Origin of the sequence: Streptosporangium becharense (assembly GCF_014204985.1) — a bacterium.
GTDB lineage: Bacteria > Actinomycetota > Actinomycetes > Streptosporangiales > Streptosporangiaceae > Streptosporangium > Streptosporangium becharense.
The window spans coordinates 419338-438537 of record NZ_JACHMP010000001.1; the positions used below are offsets into that span (position 1 = coordinate 419338).

At 72.9% G+C, this 19200-nt stretch carries 15 protein-coding genes and 1 pseudogene; 7 read left to right on the forward strand and 9 right to left on the reverse strand.

The genetic code is table 11. The features are described 5' to 3' along the window. From F4562_RS01845 to F4562_RS01860, 4 genes are all read right to left on the reverse strand, one after another. On the reverse strand, positions 1 to 1539 hold the full coding sequence (locus tag F4562_RS01845; RefSeq protein WP_184540474.1) for a (2,3-dihydroxybenzoyl)adenylate synthase: 1539 nt from the start codon (positions 1537 to 1539) through the stop codon (positions 1 to 3). Continuing rightward, the gene (locus tag F4562_RS01850) at positions 1532 to 2707 is read right to left on the reverse strand and encodes an isochorismate synthase (protein WP_184540476.1); all 1176 of its coding nucleotides are present in this window, start codon (positions 2705 to 2707) and stop codon (positions 1532 to 1534) included. The genes F4562_RS01845 and F4562_RS01850 overlap by 8 nt, the downstream gene beginning before the upstream one ends. 21 nt (positions 2708 to 2728) lie before the next feature. After that, complete coding sequence (locus F4562_RS01855; protein WP_184540478.1) at positions 2729 to 3478, reverse strand: 2,3-dihydro-2,3-dihydroxybenzoate dehydrogenase; 750 nt, start codon at positions 3476 to 3478, stop codon at positions 2729 to 2731. Positions 3479 to 4038: 560 nt separating this feature from the next. Further along, positions 4039 to 7626: a CHAT domain-containing protein gene (locus F4562_RS01860; protein WP_184854757.1), complete on the reverse strand. Its 3588-nt coding sequence runs from the start codon at positions 7624 to 7626 to the stop codon at positions 4039 to 4041. A gap of 206 nt (positions 7627 to 7832) precedes the next feature. Between F4562_RS01860 and F4562_RS01865 the strand changes: the two genes are divergently transcribed. The 4 genes and pseudogenes from F4562_RS01865 (at position 7833) to F4562_RS35625 (ending at position 10933) form a co-directional block, all read left to right on the forward strand. Continuing rightward, entirely contained in the window at positions 7833 to 8216 is a 384-nt protein-coding gene (locus F4562_RS01865) for a hypothetical protein (protein ID WP_184540482.1), read from the forward strand. Next, complete coding sequence (locus F4562_RS01870; RefSeq protein ID WP_184540484.1) at positions 8213 to 9193, forward strand: hypothetical protein; 981 nt, start codon at positions 8213 to 8215, stop codon at positions 9191 to 9193. The genes F4562_RS01865 and F4562_RS01870 overlap by 4 nt, the downstream gene beginning before the upstream one ends. A gap of 68 nt (positions 9194 to 9261) precedes the next feature. After that, positions 9262 to 9543: pseudogene (locus F4562_RS36615) on the forward strand (SulP family inorganic anion transporter); the annotation flags it as partial. A gap of 22 nt (positions 9544 to 9565) precedes the next feature. After that, positions 9566 to 10933, forward strand: coding sequence for a SulP family inorganic anion transporter (locus tag F4562_RS35625; RefSeq protein WP_184540486.1), 1368 nt, complete (start codon positions 9566 to 9568; stop codon positions 10931 to 10933). A 246-nt stretch (positions 10934 to 11179) separates the two neighbouring features. On the opposite strand, the gene F4562_RS01885 is transcribed toward F4562_RS35625, so the two are convergent. The 5 genes from F4562_RS01885 to F4562_RS01905 all read right to left on the reverse strand — a co-directional run bounded on the left by F4562_RS01885 (position 11180) and on the right by F4562_RS01905 (position 16544). Continuing rightward, positions 11180 to 12094 carry an HAD family hydrolase gene (locus tag F4562_RS01885; protein ID WP_221206595.1) on the reverse strand — a complete coding sequence of 305 codons (915 nt, stop codon included), beginning with the start codon at positions 12092 to 12094 and terminating at the stop codon, positions 11180 to 11182. Further along, complete coding sequence (locus tag F4562_RS01890; RefSeq protein ID WP_311733909.1) at positions 12091 to 13125, reverse strand: formylglycine-generating enzyme family protein; 1035 nt, start codon at positions 13123 to 13125, stop codon at positions 12091 to 12093. The genes F4562_RS01885 and F4562_RS01890 overlap by 4 nt, the downstream gene beginning before the upstream one ends. Further along, positions 13122 to 14621, reverse strand: a complete 1500-nt coding sequence (locus F4562_RS01895; protein ID WP_184540488.1) for an arylsulfatase — start codon at positions 14619 to 14621, stop codon at positions 13122 to 13124. Before F4562_RS01895 ends, F4562_RS01890 begins: the two co-directional genes overlap by 4 nt. Before the next feature lie 242 nt (positions 14622 to 14863). Continuing rightward, positions 14864 to 15448: a hypothetical protein gene (locus F4562_RS01900; RefSeq protein WP_184540490.1), complete on the reverse strand. Its 585-nt coding sequence runs from the start codon at positions 15446 to 15448 to the stop codon at positions 14864 to 14866. Positions 15449 to 15869: 421 nt separating this feature from the next. After that, complete coding sequence (locus F4562_RS01905; RefSeq protein WP_184540492.1) at positions 15870 to 16544, reverse strand: helix-turn-helix transcriptional regulator; 675 nt, start codon at positions 16542 to 16544, stop codon at positions 15870 to 15872. Between the two features lie 192 nt (positions 16545 to 16736). On the opposite strand from F4562_RS01905, the gene F4562_RS01910 reads away from it, so the two are divergent. The 3 genes from F4562_RS01910 (at position 16737) to F4562_RS01920 (ending at position 19196) form a co-directional block, all read left to right on the forward strand. Then, positions 16737 to 17339 (forward strand): DUF2249 domain-containing protein, encoded by a 603-nt coding sequence (locus tag F4562_RS01910; protein WP_184540494.1) that lies wholly within the window; start codon positions 16737 to 16739, stop codon positions 17337 to 17339. Positions 17340 to 17514: 175 nt separating this feature from the next. Beyond that, positions 17515 to 17865, forward strand: coding sequence for a YciI family protein (locus tag F4562_RS01915; protein WP_184540496.1), 351 nt, complete (start codon positions 17515 to 17517; stop codon positions 17863 to 17865). A 38-nt stretch (positions 17866 to 17903) separates the two neighbouring features. After that, on the forward strand, positions 17904 to 19196 hold the full coding sequence (locus F4562_RS01920; RefSeq protein ID WP_311733910.1) for an RNA polymerase sigma factor: 1293 nt from the start codon (positions 17904 to 17906) through the stop codon (positions 19194 to 19196). The last annotated feature ends 4 nt before the right edge of the window (positions 19197 to 19200 follow it).

Below are 19200 nucleotides of genomic sequence, written 5' to 3' on the forward strand. Positions count from 1 at the left end.
TCACTGTCCTCCTCGCACGGCGGCGCGCAGCGCGGCGCGCAGCTCCCTCTTGCTGGTCTTGCCGACCCCGGTCGAGGGGAAGGCCGCGACGATCTCCACCCGGTCGGGCACCTTGTACTCGGCCAGGCCGCGCGAGCGCACGAACGACCTGATCTCCGCCGCCGAGGGCGGCGGCCCGTTCGGGACCACGAACGCGCAGGTGCGCTCGCCCAGGTAGGCGTCGGGCACCTCGACGACCGCGGCGTCCAGCACGGCCGGGTGTTCGAGCAGGTGGCTCTCGACCTCCTCGGGTGAGACCTTCTCCCCGCCCCGGTTGATCAGGTCCTTGGCCCTGCCCTCCACGACCAGGTGACCCGACGGTGTCAGCCGCACCAGGTCGCCGGTGCGGTAGTAGCCGTCCTCGGTGAAGGCGGCGGGATCGGCGTCGCGGTAGTAGCCCCGGATGGTGTACGGCCCGCGCGTCAGCAGCTCTCCGACGTCGCCGGGGGCGACCGGACGGCCTGCGGGGTCCACGACGAGCAGTTCGTCGTGCGGTGAGATCGGGCGGCCCTGCGTGGTCTCGACGATGTCGTCCGGGTCGTCGGCGCGGGTGTAGTTGACCAGTCCCTCGGCCATGCCGAACACCTGCTGCAGGCGGCAGCCGAGCACGGGACGGACCTGGCGGGCGGTCTCGGCGGCGAGCTTGGCCCCGCCGACCTGGAGCAGCCGCAGGCTGGACAGGTCGTGGGAGGTGCGGGCCGCGGCCCGCAGCCAGACCAGCGCCAGGGGCGGCACCAGCGCGGTGACGGTCACCCGTTCCCGCTCGATCAGCGGGAAGGCGACGTCGGGGGTGGGCCGGGGTGCCATCACCACCCGGCCGCCCGCGTGCAGCACGCCCAGCACGCCGGGGGAACTGAGCGGGAAGTTGTGCGCTGCGGGCAGCGCGCACAGGTAGACCGTGCCGGTGTCCAGCCCGCAGATGCCGGCGCTGGCGCGGACGCTGTAGAGGTAGTCGTCGTGGGTCCGGGGAATGAGCTTGGGCAGCCCGGTGCTGCCTCCTGACAGCTGGAGGAAGGCCACGTCGCCCGGTTGCGGCCCGTCCTGGGTGCCGGGGTCTCCGTACGGCAGGGCATCGGCGTGCAGCACCCGGGCCTTGCTCGGCACCTCCAGCTCCCGGGTGGTGAGGTAGGCCGTCGCGTCGCTGTGCTCGACCAGATGGGCGATCTCGGTCTCGCGGTGCGCGGGCAGGGCGAAGACCGGCAGCACCCCCAGCCGGAACAGCGCGAAGACGGCTTCGAGGAAGACGATGTCGTTGGGCAGCTGGACCACCACGCGGTCACCCCGGCGCAGGCCCAGGCCGCTGAGCCCGGCGGCGAGCCGGTCGGCGGCGTGGTCCAGCTCCGTGTAGGTCAGGCCGCGGTCGCCGGCGACGACCGCCACCCGCGGCCCGTGCTTCCCGGCCAGTTCGCGCAGCCAGGCGCCGAAGGTCTGGCCGCGCCAGTAGCCCAGGGCCCGGTAGCGGGCCGCCTCCTGCTCGGGCCAGGGGGTGAAGTCAGGCATGTGTGAGTCCCAACGCGCGTAGGGCGGTACCGAACTTGGCGGTGGTCTCGGCGAGCTCGGCCTCCGGGTCGGAGTCGGCGACGATCCCGGCCCCGGCGAACAGGCTGATGACCGAACCGTCGGCGATCGCACAGCGGATGGTCAACGCCCACTCGCCGTCGCCGCTCGCGTTCTCCCAGCCGACCACGCCGGTGTAGAAGTCCCGGTCGAAGGGCTCCAGCTCCGCGATCAGCCGCCGGGCCGCCTCGGTGGGGACGCCGCAGACGGCGGGGGTGGGGTGCAGGGCCGCTGCCAGCGTGAGTGAGCTGACCCCGGGGTCGGCCAGTTCGCCGGTGACGGTCGTGGACAGGTGCCACATCGTGGCGGTGCGGGTCAGAACGGGTTCGGCGGGCACCGTGAGAGTGCCGCACAGTGGTCGTAACGACTCGGCGACGGCGTCCACGACCAGGGCGTGCTCGTGCCGGTCCTTGGCCGACTCCAGCAGGCCCCGGGCACGGGAGCGGTCCTCGGCGGGATCGGCGGACCTGGGTGCCGACCCGGCCAGCGGGTTGGCGGCCACATTCCGGCCTCGGCGGGAGACGAGGAGTTCGGGGCTGGCGCCGAGCAGGACGCGTCCGTCGCGCAGCGGCACCGCGAAGGTGTATCCGGCCGGGTCGTGCCGGGCCAGGGCGGCCAGCAGCGGGGTGAGACGGCCGTCGAAGGGGATGCGGAGCGAACGGGCCAGGACCACCTTGGCCAGACGGCCCGAGCGCAGGTGGGTGATGGCCTCACGGACCGCTTCGACGTAGCTCTCCGGGTGTGGAACGGCCTCCTCCCGCCCCAGCAGATACTTGTATCTCAGGTGGTGTCCCGGCGGGACGAGCGTGGGTGCGTGCCGTACCGACCGGGGGATGACCAGGCACGCGTCCGTGGCGGAGGAGAACGGGACGGCACCCACGACGATGGGGTGCTCGTGCCCGGCCGCCGCCGCGCCCCGCAGCGAACCGCCGACCCGCGCGGCCAGGTCCGCCAGCCCCCCGTCGCGCGGCGGGGAGGACACGGTGAAGTAGGCGCCTTCGGCCAGCAGGGCACCCCGGGCCGAGGAGAACACGAAACAGGAGTCGGCGCGGTAGGCGGCCAGCAGACTGCCCGCCGGAGCAAGCCCGACGTGGGCCCCGATGAGGGACACGGTGCTCCAATTCTGTGCAGGTCAGACGCCGAGCGAGGCGCCGCCGTCGACGTAGAGGTCGTGCAGGGTGATGTGGCGGGCCCGGTCGGAGACCAGGAAGAGCACCGCCTCGGCGACGTCCCCGGGATCGGCCACCCGGCCGAGCGGGATGCCCACGCGGAACAGCTCCGGCGCGCCGGCGACCGGGTCGCCGGACGCGATGGACGACATCGCCCGCTGCATCTCGGTGTCCGTGGAACCGGGGGCGACCACGTTGCAGCGGATGCCGTACTGCGCCAGCTCCAGTCCCAGGCACTTGGTGAACATGGTCGCCGCGGCCTTGGAGGCGGCATAGGCGGCCATCCGGGCACGGGGCACTCCGGCGGCGTTGGAACCGACGGTGACGATGACTCCCTTCCGGCGGGGGATCATACGCCGCGCGACCGCGCGGGAGGTGTGGAAGACGCCGCCCGCGTTGACGGCGAAGGTGCGCTCCCAGTCGGTGTCGCCCATCTCGACGACCGGTCCCAGGCAGAGCACACCCGCCACGTTGACCAGGATGTCGATCGGCCCTCTGGCCCGCTCCGCCGCGTCGACGGCGTGCTCCACGGCGGCGGCGTCACTGACGTCGACCGCTTGTGGCTCGGTCACGTCGAGCACCGAGACGACCGCCCCCGCGCCGGTCAACGCCCGGGTGACGGCTTCGCCGATGCCCCGGCCACCACCGGTGACCAGGGCGTGCCTGCCGTGGAGTTCCAAGCCGACCCCCTCGCTCTGGTAAGGCTCGCTCAAGCTAGAACGAGATCCACAAGGGGGTCAAGGTCAGGTAAGCCTTACCGTCAGGAGAGGGCGTCATGCTCTGGACGGAGCCGGCGGCCATGATCCCGGGGACGGTCACGGGGCGGACCGACGCCGGCGGAGAACACCGGAGAAAACCGCACCGGAGACACCGCCCGAAAACATCAGACGGGTATCCCCGTCGGCGCCCGGCCTGTTTCCCGATCATCCGGCCGACCGGGGAGGAAACGACACCGCTGCTTTTTCCGCGTGACGCCCTACGGATACCGCCGAAACGCGAAACCGATGACCGGCCCGCCGAAAACCTCGCCCCCGGGCAGGTCACCCGGCCGGACCCGGCAGGCGGCGCGGGAAATTCCACCACCGGAATTCAACGGTGAGAATGCGAAAGACGGCCGCGCACTCTCATCGGAAAGGCACTCGCCGGCGACCCCGACTTCCGGACGCCGTGCGAACGCCGGAGGTTTTATCCCTCTCCTCTCCCGCACCCGAGAAGGACGGTCCCGTCGTCCTCCGACACGTCCGGCACACCCGTACCGGCCTCACTGCAATGATCAGATTCCGGTGTGAACGTACGCGGCCCACAACGAAGGGCTGGCCGCATACCGCTCGCGTAACGCGCGGACGGCCCAGTGCAGGGCGACGGCGGCGTCCCCGGTCCGGGGCGGGCGGGCACCGCCGCAGGTGAGACGCCCGTAGAAATCCTCGGCCAGGTCGGCGGCGCTCCCGTCGTCGACGGGCCACATCGTACCGATCACCTGCCGGTATCCGGCCAGCTGGAAGGCACCGGTGATGTGCACGGCCTCGTCGGCCAGCCGCTGGTTGACGCGGGTGGTGCTGCACGCCGACAGGTAGGCCAGTTCCGCGTGGGCGAGGCGGAGCCCGGAGATCGCGGTGACGGTGAGCGGCCGGGTGACGTGGTCGTGCAGCAGCAACCGGCTGCCGGCGGGGACCTCCCAGTCGCTGAGACCGTGACAGGCCAGATGCGCGACCCGGTACAGCGGCAGAACCTCCAGCAGGACGTCTCGGGTGGCCCCGGCACCGGTGAGGAGCAGGGAGCCGGGCAACAGCCGCGCCAGGCGCCCGACCTCGGCGCGGACACCCGGGAGATCGGGGGCGTCGGGGGTGACGGGCATGGCGACGACCACCGCCGCACCCCGGGTCACCTCGGGCGCCGGCCCGCCGAGGTCGGCGGTACGGCCGCGGCGGGCGTGGGCCAGCGCGCGGACGGTGGAGGTGTAGGAGGAGACGACCCGGTCCAGCGCCGTCGCCGGCCGGCCGGTCCGCCCGCCGCCGTCGTCGTTGCCGTCTTCCGCGGGAACGTGACGACCGGCGGCGTGCAGAGGCAGGAACACCGCCTCCCCCACCGGACACCACCACACCCGCGGCCGGATCCCGGCCTGCCCGGACTCGCGGACACCGCCTCCGGCCTCGGATCCGACGGCACCGGCCTCGGCCCCGGACCCATGGACGCCGCCTACGGTCTCGGACTCATGGAGACCGGCCCTCGCCTCGGACTCGCGGACACCGCCTCCGGCCTCGAACGCGGCGGCCAGTTCGGGGCTCTCCAGGATCGGCCCGGTGATCTCGTCCCACAACCACCCGAGCACCGCGTTCATCTCCCCGTGGGCACCCGGACGCCGCCCCAGCTCCCCACCCTTCGCGTCGGCGACCGCCGCGAGGAAACGGTTGACCTGGTCGATCACGATGGGACGGGTGAGACGCGGCAGCTCCACCAGGCGTACCGGACGCCCGGCGTCCGCGGTGAGGAGCAGCGCGTCACATCGATGATCACTGATGTTGACCACGATGATCGGGCCGTCGACGGCCTGCCGCCGCAACCGGTCGACGGACGGCGGCAGCATGAACCGCTCCAGGCCCTCCATGCTGCGGATCCGGGCCAGCAACTCCTCCCATTCCCGTGCCAGGGACCGCCGTCGCTCGGCGACCTGCCAGATCGCCCCGGGCACGATTCCGTCCCCCGAGGCGACGTCCCGCGGCCCCGTCCCCGCACCGTCGCCACGCGCCGAGCCGGTGAGGGCACCGAACGGACCGTCCTCGGAGAGGGGATCAGGAGCCGGACGGTCGGCGGCGTCCAGGGCGTCGCGCAACTGCGTGAACCGCCGGGCCAGCTCCGGAGCGCGCACCCGCAGGTCCGTCAGGTCGCCGTGCGCGGCCATGGCCTCTCCCAGCAGTACCCCGCGTGCCTGCTCCAGCAGTTCGACCGCGCGCTCCGGCCGCCCCACCTCGATCGCCGCCGCGGCCGCGTCCGCGGCCAGCCCGGCCACCTCGCCCAGGCCGTGCTCACGGTCTGCGCGTCTCAACCGGCGAGGAGCCAACCGGGGCAGCAGCGCGATCGCCTCCTCGTAGGCGGCCAGCGCTTCCGCACCGTCACCCGCCCTCATCAGGGCCTTTCCCCGCCGGTGATGAGCGATGATCCGGACCGTCACGGGAGCGGCCGCCGCCTCCGTCGCCTCGGCGAGCACCGCCCTGATCTCGGCCGGCACCGCCGGCTCCCCCGAGCGCTCGTGGAGGAGCCGCAGGGTGTCCGCGAGGTTGCACAGGAAAGCGGCACGGCCCGGATGGCCGGCATCGGTGACGGCGACGGCCCGGCGGTGCGCCTCGACCGCCTCGTCCAGCACCCCCGCCTGGCCGCCCTCCTCGTACCGAAGCCGCAGGGCGTTCCCCAGGTTGGACAGCAGCCCGCCGTACTCGGCGCGACGCGGGGCGGCGGCGACGGCTCGACGGTGCAGCCCGACCGCCTCGTCCAACACCTCCGTCCGTCCGGTACGCAGGAACAGCAGGACCAGGGCGTTGGCGAGATTGGACAGGTAGAGCGGGCTGTCGGGCTCGCCGGGGGCGGCGGCGACCGCCTCGCGTCCCGCCCTGACGGCCTCGTCGAGCGCCTCCGCCCGCCCGCTGCGCTCATACGACGAGCGCAGCGCGTTCCCGAGGTTGGACAGGTACGCGGCCCGGTGGGACGTCTCGGAGGAGGCCGCGACCGCCGCGCGGTACATCACGACGGCCTCGTCGAGCGCCTCCGTCTGACCGGTCCGCTCGAACAGGGCACAGAGGTTCCGTCCGAAGCCGGAGAGGTAGAAGGCGCGGTTGGGGTTGCCGGCCGTGGCGGCGGCGGCCTCCCTGTCCACGTCGAGGGCTTCGTCCAGCATGTCGTCCCGGCCGGTCCGCTCGGCCAGGGCGTGCAGGGCGAGACCGAGGCTGAACAACCGCACCGCGCGCTTGGGATCGCCGGAAGGGGTGGCGGCGACCGCCTCGCGGTGCAGCCCGACGGCCTCGTCGAGCGCCTCCGTCCGACCGGTGCGCTCATACAGCAGCCGCAGGGACAACCCGAGGTTGGACAGGTTCATGGCCCGGCCGGGATCGCCCGGGGCGAGGGCCGCGAGCGCCAGCCGCCCCACCTCCACCGCCTCGTCCAGAACCTCACCCCACCCGGTGCGCTCATACGACAACCGCAGGGACAGCCCGAGCTCGGACAGGTTCACGGCCCGGCCGGGATCGCCCGGGGCGAGGGCCGCGAGCGCCAGCCGCCCCACCTCCACCGCCTCGTCCAGAACCTCACCCCACCCGGTGCGCTCATACAGCAACCGCAGGGCCGACCCGAGGAGGAGCAGGCGGGTTCCCCACTCGGACGAGTCGGGGGCGGTGGCGGTCACCGCCTCCCGGTACACCGTGACGACTTCGTGCAGCGTCTCCTCCCGCCCGGTCCGCTCGAACAGGGTGTGAAGGGCCGCGCCGAGGGTGAAGAGCCGCACGGCGCGTTCGGAGTCATCGGGACCGGTGGCGTCCACCGCCCGCCGGAGCACCGCGACGGCCTCCCCGAGCGGATCCGCCCGCCCGCCGTGCCCGCTGAGAATCTGCAGGGCGAATCCGAGACCGAACAGGAAACGCGCGCGGCCGGGATGGCCGGGAGCGAGGGCGGCGACCGCCTGCCGGTACAGCTCGACGGCCTCGCGCAGCGGCTCGGCCCGCCCGGTGTGCACGGACGCCGCCCTCAGCACCTCGGCGAGGTCGAACAGGAACATGGCCCGCTCGGGACGCCCCAGGGGGATCTCGGCCAGCAGCCGTCGAAACAGGTGCGCGCTGGCGTTCAGCTTCTCCAGGGGGACCTGTCCGTCAGTCATCTCCGCCCCCGCCACGATCGCTGATCGACGACGAACCGTGCCCGGCGACCCGCCCCCACGACCGGGCGGCGACGGAACCGCGTCGGCCACCGCGCACCTGGTCGATCGGACGACGCCGATCTACACTCCCTGTGATCAAAACCCCGCAGAAAAGCAATCTCAGTGTTCCAGAAGGCAGCCATGACGGGGACGGAAGGAAGAAAAAGGTGACCGACACGGCGGACCGGATCAAACGCCTGTGCGTCCTCCTCGAGGAGGACGACATATGGGACTACACCGAAGAAGCGGGGGCAGGCCACATACTGCGCCAGATCGTCACCGCGATCGGGACCGGCGCACCGGACGACACCCTGCGCCGACGACTGGACGCGATCGACGACGCCATGGCCGCCGCGGGATTCGGCACGGTCACCCGGTCCGCGCGCGTCTTCCGGCCCCTCCCCCACGCGCGGGGACACCCGGTCGTCCACGCCTGGGTATGCCCGGCCCGTGTTCCCTGTGCCCGCGCGGAAACCCACGCCGGCCGAGGAGGACCACCGGTGTGCGCGGCGACCGGGCAACCGCTGGCCCTGGTCCGGTTACCCACATGAACGTCTTCCTCAGCGAACTGGGCAAGAAACTCGCCGAACGCTGGCTGACGCTGCTGGTGCTGCCCGGTCTGATCTATCTGACCTGCGCGGCGATCGCCCTCACCCTGGGGCAGCGCAACGCCCTGAACCCCGCCGCGCTGGGGGACGCCGTCAACCGGCTGGCCGCCCAGCCCTCCATGGCCACACCCGGTGCGCTCGTCCTGCTCGTCGCCGGCGTCCTGGCCGCCGCGGCGGCGGCCGGACTCGCCGCCGCCGGCCTGGGACGGCTCACCGAGCGGGTCTGGAACGCCGAAGGACGGCACCGGATCATCCGCCCGCTGACCGGAATCCGGCGGAAACGCTGGGACAGGGCCGACGACCGCGTCCGCGAACAGATCAGGTCCGCCGCCGCGGCGGCCCGCGACCACGCCCGCTCCGGCACCCCCGCCCCGCCCGCCGCACAGGTGGCGGCCCTGATCGCCGCCCGGCAGGAGATCGGGCTGACCCGCCCGCAACGGCCCACCTGGATCGCCGACCGGCTCCGCGCCGCCGACCAGCGCGTTCACGAGGCATACGACCTGGACCTGACCGGTGCGTGGCCCCGCCTCTGGCTCGTCATCCCCGACACCGCCCGCGCCGAACTGGGCACCGCCCATGAGGCCTACGCCTCGGCGGCGCGCCTGACCGGCTGGGCGGTGCTGTACCTGCCGCTGACCGCATGGTGGTGGCCCGCCCTGCCGATCACCGTCACCGTGGCCGCCGTCGCCTGGCGGCGCGGCCGGTCCAGTGCCGGCACGCTGTCCGACCTGATCGAGGCCACCGTGGACCTGTACGGCCGGGACCTGGCCCTGCAACTCGGCCTCTCCTGCGAGGGGCCGCTGTCGCGGCGGACCGGCCTGGCCATCACCGCCACCGTCCGCAAGGATCCCGAGACCCGCCACTCCGCCATCGGAACGGATCTTCCCGGGCCGGCGTCCGAGGCGGGGCCGCTGTCCTGACGTGAACCGGGTTCGCCACGCCGGCCGGGCGTGTCCGAGGAGTCGCGGCCGGCGCCGATCGCATGATGATGGGTGTGGATGCGCGCCGGTTTCGGGCAGCGGACGTGGTGCCGCTCGTCGACCAGTTACGCTGCTGTTCGGCGCGCCGGGTGCGCGCGGACATCGTGGCCGCCTTCGCGACCGCGGCGACCCTGCTGCCGCAGGGACTCGCGTACGGCACCCTGGCCGGGCTGCCGCCGGTCACCGGGCTGTACACCGCCCTGGGCGCCGCGACGGTGTTCGCCCTGCTGACCGGCACGCGATTCGTGGCGGTGGGCCCCTCCTCAGCACTGGCCCTGCTGACGTTCACCGTGGTGCAGGACCGGGCGGGCGGTGGCGCTGGCGGCGGCCCTGTCACTCCTGGTGGGCGTCTGCTGTCTGCTGATGGCCGCGCTGCCGTTGCAGGGCGTCGCCGATTTCCTGTCCGCGCCGGTGATGCTCGGCTACCTGGCCGGCGTGGGCATCGAGATCCTCGCCGGGCAGGTGAGTCCGCTGCTGGGCATCCCGGCGCCCGTTCCCGATCCGCTCGGCAAGCTCTGGTACGCCCTCACCCACCTGGGGCAGGCCGGGACGCCGGCCGCGACGACGGGCCTGGCCGCGCTGGCCACACTCGTCGTGCTCAGGCGCTGTCTGCCCGGCCTGCCCGCCGGACTGGTGGTCTGCGTGCTGGGCATAACGGTCTCGGCGGCGGTGGGGCTGGCCGGCCGGGGCGTGGCGGTGGTCGGCCCGGCGGTCGGCGGCCTGCCCATGCTCGCCTGGCCCGGGGTGAACGTGGCGGACCTGTGGGCGCTGCTCCTGCCGGCGGCGGGTATGGCGTTGATCGCCTCGGTCGAGACCGTCAGCGCCGTTCGCCAGACGGGAACCGACATCGGCGGCCGATTCTCCCTTGACCGGGAGACCACCGCCCTGGGCGGGGCGAGCCTGGCCGCGGGCATGCTGAGCGGGTTTCCGCCGATGGCCAGCACCAGCCGCACCCTGTCAGCGCGCGGTGCCGGCGCGCAGTCCCAGCTCTTCCAGCTCGTCGCCGCCGGCATCGTGCTGTTCGTCCTGTTCACCGGCGGACCGCTGGTCGCGCTGCTGCCGATTCCGGTGCTGGCCGCCGTCGTGATGATGGGCGTTCCCAGGCTCATCGACGTCACCGGCCTGCTGCGGCTGTGGCGGGGCTGGCGCGCGGAGAGCATGATCGCACTCGTGGCCGTCGTCGGCGTGCTGGCGCTCGGCGTGCTGCGCGGCCTGCTCATCGCGGTGATCCTCTCTGCGGGCCAGCTGATCCGCCGCGCCGCCCGCCCGCATGAGAGCCTGATCGTCGTCGTCGATGACGATCAACCTCCCCGGGATCTCGGCGAAGACGCGTCTCCCCACCCGGACATCCTCATCTACCGGGTCGACGCACCGCTGTTCTTCGCCAACGCCGGACGGATCCGGCAGCGAATCCTGACCCTGGTGACCGCCCGCGAGCCGTATCCGCGAGGTGTGATCCTGGATGCGGAGGCGGTGTTCTACGTGGACGCCACCGCCGCCGACGCCCTGGCCCAGCTCACGGCCGACCTGCGGGCCCTGGGCTGCCGGCTGGTACTGGCCCGCGTCCACGAGCCCGTTCTGGCGGTGTTGCGCGCCAACCCCTACCACGACGGCGCCACCCGGAACCTGCCGGTGTTTCCCGGAGTCCGGCAGGCCTTCACCGCCATGCGAGAACCGTGAACACGCGCGAGACCGCTCCCGGCGTCGCCGTTCGGCCGGGCCGGGGCGACGGGCACACGGGGTCACCGGAAAGGCGGCAACAGGAAGGTCTGACATATCAGATGCCGCTCAGATGCCGCACCGGCGTCGATCTCCTGCGGAGCGTGCTCAGGCGCGGCCCGGACGTCCGGGCCGCGCCTGAGCACGCCACGCCGGGCGACAGCCGGTGATCCGGGGCGGCGCTGCCGGCTGCCGCCGCGTTCCAGGTCAGCGGGGGAAGACGGTTTCCCAGTCGTCGGCCATGCTGACGACGCACCAGCCCAGGCGGGAGGCGATCTCGGTGACGGGCTCGGTCTCGCTCAGGGTCTGGGCCTTGCCGGCGTAGGAGTACTCGCGTCCGGCGTCGTCGTGATCGACCAGCAGCGCCAGGCTCGGCCGGTCGGCGGCGGTGGCCCATTCGAGCATCTCGCGGTCACCGCCGGAGTTCCCCGCGGCCAGGATCGGGCGTCGCCCGAGCTGGGTCTGGATGTTGGCGACCTTGGCCGGTCCCTCGTTGGCGGCGCCGAGGATGTGCCCGGTGCGGCGGAGCCCCGGACGCCCGCCCGGGTCCCGTGCGAAGTCGTAGGCGATGAGCGTGCCGACCACCAGTTCGGCGGGCACGCCGTAGAGGTCGTCGCTGACGGCGCGGACGAACTCGGTTCCGCCTCCGGTCACGATGCCGACGGTGAAGTCCAGCCGGCGGAGTTCGGCGATCAGCTCCAGCATGGGCCGGTACACGGTCGTGCTCATCGGCCGGCCGAGCGCGGCGTGGGTCGCCGTCGCCATGAAGGCCCGGACCTCGGCGGTGAACTCCTCGGGGGTGAAGCCCTCGAACAGTCCGGCGAGCGCGAGCGCGACGCGTTGCAGGCCGAGCGCGCCGACCTGCTCCGGATCACCGCTGAGAACCGCGGCGAACTCGGGCCGTCCACCGACCGGCGGGTCGTCCGCGGCTCGCCGGCGCAGGGCGTCCAGGAAGAACTCGAACTGGACGTACGTCGGCCGCTCGCACCACAACGTGCCGTCGTTGTCGAAGTAGGCCACCCGATCGGCCTTCGGCACGGAACGGGCGGCGTCGAGGAACCCCAGGAGCGTGTCCCGGGTCATGCCCGGCCGCCACGACGGCAGCGGGATCCCCGCGGTCACGACGCGGTGTCTTCCGCGCGTCCGGACGCCGGGGAGTCCCGGACGCAGCGGAAGCCGATGTGGCTCATACCGGTGTCGATCATCTGCGGCCGGCGGGCGGCGGGCCGGTACCGCAGGCAGTAGGTGTCGGCGCACAGGTACGATCCGCCCTTGATCACCTTGCGGGGGACGCGGAACCAGGGCTGTCGCGTGTCGTAGCTGGCGTCGACGTCGCCGCCGCGGGGGTTGCGCGGGACGCAGCACGGCGACGCGGCCCGGCCGGGATGCCGCTCGGTCCACCAATCGCCGGTCCATTCCCAGACGTTGCCCGCCATGTCGAACAACCCGTAGCCGTTCGGCGGGAACGAGCCGACCGGCGCGGTCCCCGACCAGCCGGACTCGCCCATCGAGCGCCAGGGGAAGTCGTCCCCGTCCCAGGTGTTGGCCATGACGCGGCCCCCCGGGCGGGGCTCGTCGCCCCAGGTGAACGCGGCGCCCTCAAGGCCGCCGCGGGCGGCGTACTCCCACTGCGCCTCGGTCGGCAGCGCGGCACCGGCCCAGGTCGCATAGGCGACGGCGTCCTCGTAGGCGACGTGGACCACCGGATGGTCGAGGCGGCCGTCGACGCTGGAACCGCTCCCCTCGGGGGAGCGCCAGTACGCGCCCGGCGTCCATCTCCACCACAGGCTGAGATGCCGGAGGTCGACCGGGCCGGACGTCGGCGTGAACACCATCGACCCGGGCACCAGGCTCTCCGGGGGCACGCCCGGGAACTCGGCCGGGTCCGGCGGCCGCTCGGCCACGGTGACGTAGCCGGTCGCCGCGACGAACGCGGCGAAGCGACGGTTGGTGACGGCGACCGGGTCGATGGCGAAGGCGTCGACCCGTACCTCGTGAGCCGGCGCCTCCTCGGGATGGTGCTCGTCGGAGCCCATCGTGAAGACGCCGCCGTCGAGGTGGACCGGGCCACCGGCCCCGCGGGGCGACCCCGCGGGCCGGGACGTGCGCGGCGTCCGCGACCCGTGGTCGCCGGCGCGCGCGACGCCGCTCACGCGCTCGCCATCCCGGTGCGCAGCCTTTCCATCACCTGGTCGATGCCGAAGCTCGCCGGCTCCTGGCGCGGCGGGAAGTCGGCGAACGTGGAGAGCATTCCGGCGACGTACGACTGCGCGGGGATCACCAGCCAGGCATGGTCGATCATCCAGTCGTAGTAGGTGTTGGAGGTGATGTCGGCGCGTTCGTAAGGGTCGGTGCGCAGGTTGAACACCTTCGGGACCCGTAGCCGGGTGTACGGCTCGCTCCACACGCGCAACGTTCCGGAGGCGCGCTGTTCCAGGAAGACCAGCTTCCAGTTGTGGAACCGCAGCGCGGTGAGGTCGCCGTCGTCGGAGACGTAGAAGAAGTGCTCGCGCGGGCTCTCGTCCACCTCGCCGGTGAGGTAGGGAAGCTGGTTGTGGCCGTCCAGATGCACCCGGAAAGCCGTGCCGCCGAGCTCCGTTCCCGCCCTGAGCCGGTCGGCGATGTCCGGCACGCCGGCCGCGGCCAGCAGGGTGACGAACCAGTCGTTGTGGCTGACGATGCCATTGAGCACGGTACCCGCCGGGATCCTGCCCGGCCACCGCACGAGGGCGGGGACGCGGTAGGCGCCCTCCCAGTTGGAGTTCTTCTCGTTCCGAAACGGCGTCATGGCACCGTCCGGCCAGGTGTTCATGTGCGGGCCGTTGTCGGTGGAGTACACGACGATCGTGTCCCCGGCGACGCCGAGTTCGTCGAGGACGGCCAGCAGGTCCCCGACGAGGTCGTCGTGGTCGAGCATCGTGTCGTGGTACTCCGACTGCCACCGCCCGGCGCGGCCTCTGCTCTCCGGCTTGCAGTACGTGCGGAAGTGCATGTGGGTGGTGTTGAACCACACGAAGAAAGGCGTGCCGGCCTCGTTCTGGCGGCGGATGAAGTCGATCGCCGCGTCGCGGAACTTCTCGTCGCAGGTCTCCATCCGCTTCCTGGTGAGCGGTCCGGTGTCCTCGACGCGTTGGGTGCCGTCCCCGTCGGCCCATGAGCGGATCACCCCTCGCGGCCCGAACCGCTCTCCGAACCCGGGGAACTCCTCCTCGGTAGGGTAGTCGGCCTGCTCCGGCTCCTCCTCGGCGTTGAGGTGGTAGAGGTTGCCGAAGAACTCGTCGAACCCGTGCATCGTCGGCAGGAACTCGTCCCGGTCGCCGAGGTGGTTCTTGCCGAACTGGCCGGTCGCGTACCCCTGGGCCCTGAGCGCGGTGGCGATCGTCGGGTCCTCGGCGCGCAGCCCGAGGTCGGCGCCGGGCATGCCCACCTTGGTCAGACCCGTCCGGTAGGGGTTCTGGCCGGTGATGAACGCGGACCTGCCCGCCGTACAGCTCTGTTCGCCGTAGTAGTCGGTGAACCGCGCGCCTTCCTCGGCGATCCGGTCGATGTTCGGGGTGCGGTATCCCATCAGCCCCTCGCTGTAGCAGCTGAGGTTCGAGATCCCGATGTCGTCTCCCCAGATGACCAGGATGTTCGGTCGCTCCGGCATGCATTCCTCCGCAGTGTCCTGACCGTCCGGCAGCCGTGATACACGATCCCCGGGTGACCAGCATCGCCCGCCGGGCGGAATGGCCGGGCCATCGGGTTGTCAAGATTCGAGTGCGACGTGGCCAAGGATGCCCGCAGGTGAAGGCGACCCCCCTCGGGAAACGAGGCTCGGGATTGCCGGGAGCCTCCTACGGCGGAGGTCGTCGCCGGGAGCCGCATGGGCCGTCCCCGGGCGTCAGGCTCTCAGAGAAGGTGGAAAGGCGGGCCGTTCGCGCAGCCCGGAGGGGTGTTGTTGCCGCTGACGTCGAAATCGGCGCAGGTGAGGAACAGGTAGTTGAACTTGCCGAGCAGGAAGGCCAGGACTCCGACGGCGATCGTGACGGCTACCGCCCGCAGCCGGTACCGCTCCGGGAGCTCGGCGTATTCGGGCAGCAGGATTCTCGACAGCAGCCACGTCAGGGCCGGCGCACCCACCAGGGTGAGCACCACCTCGAAGTAGTGGAGGTAGCGGAACCCGTGGCTCCTCGGCGCCACGACGGCCAGGACGATCCAGACCGAGGGCAACGCCAGAGCGATCCACCCCGCCCAGGGCAGCGCACCCCTGGTGCGCAGCACCAGGGGTGCGAGCAGCACCGCCGTGGCCACGGCCCAGATCGCCAGCACGGCGTCGAAGAAGACGGCGTCGTAGGCGCCCAGCGTGAACGCGGGCCACCAGATGACGAGCGTGCCGCCCGCCGACGCCGCCGCGGCGGCCCGGAGAGCAGGGTCGATCTCGGGGAGCCCGCGCCTCCCTCTCGGGCTGGGATCGCGGGCCGATTCACCGGCCATGTTCACTCCGGGTTCACTCCGACCGCTCGGCACCGGCCACCGGGGCGAGCCGCTGGACTCACGCTTGCGGGCACGATGTACGCCCACTTCGGCAATATAGGCAGGCGCGGCGCGTTCCCGTCCCGGCGACTCACCGTCCGCGCCGAGAAACATGACGGTGTTTCCGTCAGCCCCGGTGGACGCGGCGGCCGGGCACCGAACCGGCCCGGCTCCCGGCGGAAACAGATCCGCGCTGCCGGACACGTACAGGGTGACCGCAGTCTCCGGGCCCCTGCATCAGCCTGTTCCCCTGCCCGATCGGCCTGAAGATCCCCGTGGGCCACACCGACAGTGCGGAGATCTCCCTCGGCCGTGCTGCCCGGCCCGGTGAGGAGTACGCGGACCGGACCGGCGGAGGGCGTTCGCGCGGACAACCCGGCGGTCACGGCGGGGATCCGGCACCGGCGAGGTGCGCCAGGCACAGGTCGGGGCCGGCGAACGGTTCCAGCCGCTCCACCGTGACCGGCGACCCCATGGCGGTCATCACGCCCTGCATCAGGCCCAGATGGACGGGGCACACCACCCGGGCCTGGGTGCCGACGAGATCGAGGAAGGGGCAGTGCCGCAGTCCGATCGGCCCCCGCGCGTCCGCGGGGCGGCGCTCGGGGGCGAATCCCAGGTCGTCCAGCACGCTCATCAGCCGGCCGACCGCTTCCTCCTCACCGATCCCGGACGGTGAGGCGGGCGGCTCCGCCAGCTGCCTGCCCCAGGCCCGCCCGGCCTCGGTCGCCCGGCCCACCGGGTCGGGGTCCGCGGCCAGGGTGCCGGCCAGGATCCCGGCCAGCAACCGGTAGTTACGCGGCCCGGACGGGTCCATGCCACGCCTGGCCCGGAACACCAGCGGCGGACGGCCCGGACCGGCCGGGGCGGCGTCCACCCGCTCCACGAGCCCCGTCTCGGCCAGCGCGTCCAGGTGGAAGCGGACCGTGTTCGGGTGCACGCCGAGCCGCTCGGCGATCCGGACGATGCTCATCGCCGAGGAGGACGCGCGCAGGACCTCCAGCACCTCGCGGCGGCGCCCGGTCGGGGGCGGCGGGACCCCCTGCTCGGCATTCACGGGATCCACTGTGCCATGCCGCCGGGGCCCGGCCGGCACGGTCACGGGTCGGGCGACGGGAGCGCCGCCGCCGACGGCGTGCCGATGACGTGGTCCACCGGGCGTTCCTCCTCGCGGGTCCGGTCCGTGGGGGTCACGACTTGAGTTTATACAATTTCCACTTGTATAAATAGCGGGACGAGAGGGGACCTCATGTCCGACCAGGAGCTCGACGTACGCTCCCTACGCAAGCCCGACAAGCATCCGACGATCTTCGCGACCTACGGCGCCCTCGCCGTCGGGGAATCCTTCGTGCTGGTCAACGACCACGACCCCCGGCACCTGCGCGACGAGTTCGAGAACGAACACCCCGGCGGCCACGGCTGGGACTATCTCGACCGAGGCCCCGGGGTCTGGCGGATCCGGATCACCAAGCTGGCCGCCACCCCGCTCCCCCGCCTCCTGTGCGACACCGGCGCGGTCCCCCCGGACGCGACCGGCACGGCCTGGAAGCTGGAGGTGCCCCAGCGCGACCTGGACGCCGACATCACCCGGCTGGCACCCGAGGCCACCGTCGACGCCCACAACGGCCTGGACCACGACGTCCTCCTGCACGTCCTGCACGGCACCGGCCGGCTCACCACCGAACGCGGCACCCTGGACCTGCGACCCGGTGCCCTCGTGTGGCTGCCCCGCCGCTCCCGGCGCCGGTTGGCCGCCGGGCCCGAGGGGCTGGGTTACCTCACCGTCCACCGCGGCCGTCAGGCCCTCGTCCTGGAGCCCGTCGTCAGGACCCCGGAGCCCGCCGACCGGTGACCTCTCCTCCGCCCTCGTCCGCCCCACCTGCTCCCGGGCGGAGGGCGGGCCCGGCCGCCGTTCCCGTTCGGGAAAAAATCCCGGGGACGCTGTCGATCCGGCCGGGTCCCGTTCGTCGTCATGGTGTACGGCGAGCGCCGTACGGTGACATGACGGGATACGGAGAGGTCTGACCATGAAGTACATGCTGCTCATCCACGCGGGTGCGATCGACGGGAACGGCGCGGCCGCGGAGTGCACCCCCGAGGACTGGATGGCCTACGACAGGGCCGTGCGGGACGCCGGGATCCACGTGTCGAGCGAATCCCTGGCGGACCTGGTCACCGCCACGACGGTCCGGGTCGGCCCGGCGGGCGAGCGGACCGTCACGGACGGGCCGTTCGCCGAGACCCGTGAGGTGCTGGGCGGCTTCTACGTCATCGACGTCCCGGACCTCGACGCCGCACTCGACTGGGCCGCCCGCTGCCCCGGCTCACGCGGCAGCGGCGCGGTCGTGGTGCGGCCGGTCGCCGACTTCGGGGTCTGACGGTGCCGGACGGCGGGGGAAGCGGTGAGAACGGGGTGGTGGAGTCGGTGTTCCGCGAGGAGCACGGCCGTCTGATCGCCTCCCTCGTGCGCCGCTTCGGCGATCTCGACCTGGCCGAGGAGGTCGCCTCCGAGGCGATCGAGGCGGCGCTGACGCACTGGCCGGTGGAGGGCGTGCCGGCCAGGCCCGGCGCCTGGCTGCTGACGACGGCGCGGCGCAGGGCCGTCGACCGGCTGCGCCGGGACCGGGTCTACGCCGCCCGGCTCGCCGTCCTCCAGGTGGAGGCGGAACGGGCCGGTCCCGTCCCGCTTCCGGACACCGGCGGCGGCCTGCCCGACGAGCGGCTGCAACTGTTCTTCACCTGCGCTCATCCGGCCCTCGCCGCCGACGACCGGGTGGCGCTGACCCTGCGCTGCCTGGCCGGGCTGACGACACCCGAGGTGGCGCGGGCCTTCCTCGTCCCGCCCGCGACGATGGCCCAGCGGATCGTGCGGGCCAAGAAGAAGATCAGCCAAGCCCGCATCCCGTTCCGCGTGCCCGGCGCCGACGAGTTGCCCGAGCGCCTGCCGGTCGTGCTCCAGGTCCTGTACTCGATCTTCACCGAGGGGTACGCGGCCAGTTCGGGGGCGGACCTGCAACGGTCCGGCCTCGCCGGGGAGGCCGTCAGACTGGCACGCATCCTGCGCCGGCTGATGCCCGCCGAGCGGGAGGTGGCCGGGCTGCTCGCCCTGATGCTGCTGGTCCACGCCAGGCGCGACGCCCGGACCGGCCCGGACGGCGGCCTCGTGCTGCTGGAGGACCAGGACCGCGGCCGCTGGGACCGCGCGATGATCGAGGAGGGCCGCGGCCTGGTGCTCGCCGCGCTGGGCGGCGGCCCGCCCGGCCCGTACAGCGTGCAGGCCGCGATCGCCGCGCTGCACGACGAGGCCGCGGACGTCGCGACCACCGACTGGCCGCAGATCGTGGCGCTCTACGACGTGCTGCAGGCGCTGGCGCCGTCCCCTGTCGTCGCGCTGAACCGGGCCGTGGCGGTGGCGATGCGCGACGGCCCGGCAGCGGGCCTGGCCCTGCTCGACGACCTGGCCGGCGAGCCCGGGCTCCGCGGCCACCACCCCTATCCGGCCGCCCGGGCGGACCTGCTGCACCGGCTCGGCCGCTTCCCCGAGGCCGCCCTGGCCTACCGGGAGGCACTCGACCTGGCCGGCACCGAGCCCGAACGGGCACACCTGCGGTGCCGGCTGGAGGCGGCCGAACGCTCCGGCGCCGGGCGGGAGCCGCCGTCGGGGCGGGTCCCGGCGACGCCGGCCGAGAACGGCGAGGCGTCGCCGTGACACC

Excerpts from the sequence above, each read along its gene's own strand:
- F4562_RS01845 (WP_184540474.1), bottom strand. The coding sequence starts at position 1,539 with ATGCCTGACTTCACCCCCTGGCCCGAGCAGGAGGCGGCCCGCTACCGG.
- F4562_RS01860 (WP_184854757.1), bottom strand. The coding sequence starts at position 7,626 with ATGACTGACGGACAGGTCCCCCTGGAGAAGCTGAACGCCAGCGCGCAC.
- F4562_RS01870 (WP_184540484.1), top strand. The coding sequence starts at position 8,213 with ATGAACGTCTTCCTCAGCGAACTGGGCAAGAAACTCGCCGAACGCTGG.
- F4562_RS01895 (WP_184540488.1), bottom strand. The coding sequence starts at position 14,621 with ATGCCGGAGCGACCGAACATCCTGGTCATCTGGGGAGACGACATCGGG.
- F4562_RS01900 (WP_184540490.1), bottom strand. The coding sequence starts at position 15,448 with ATGGCCGGTGAATCGGCCCGCGATCCCAGCCCGAGAGGGAGGCGCGGG.
- F4562_RS01910 (WP_184540494.1), top strand. The coding sequence starts at position 16,737 with ATGTCCGACCAGGAGCTCGACGTACGCTCCCTACGCAAGCCCGACAAG.
- F4562_RS01915 (WP_184540496.1), top strand. The coding sequence starts at position 17,515 with ATGAAGTACATGCTGCTCATCCACGCGGGTGCGATCGACGGGAACGGC.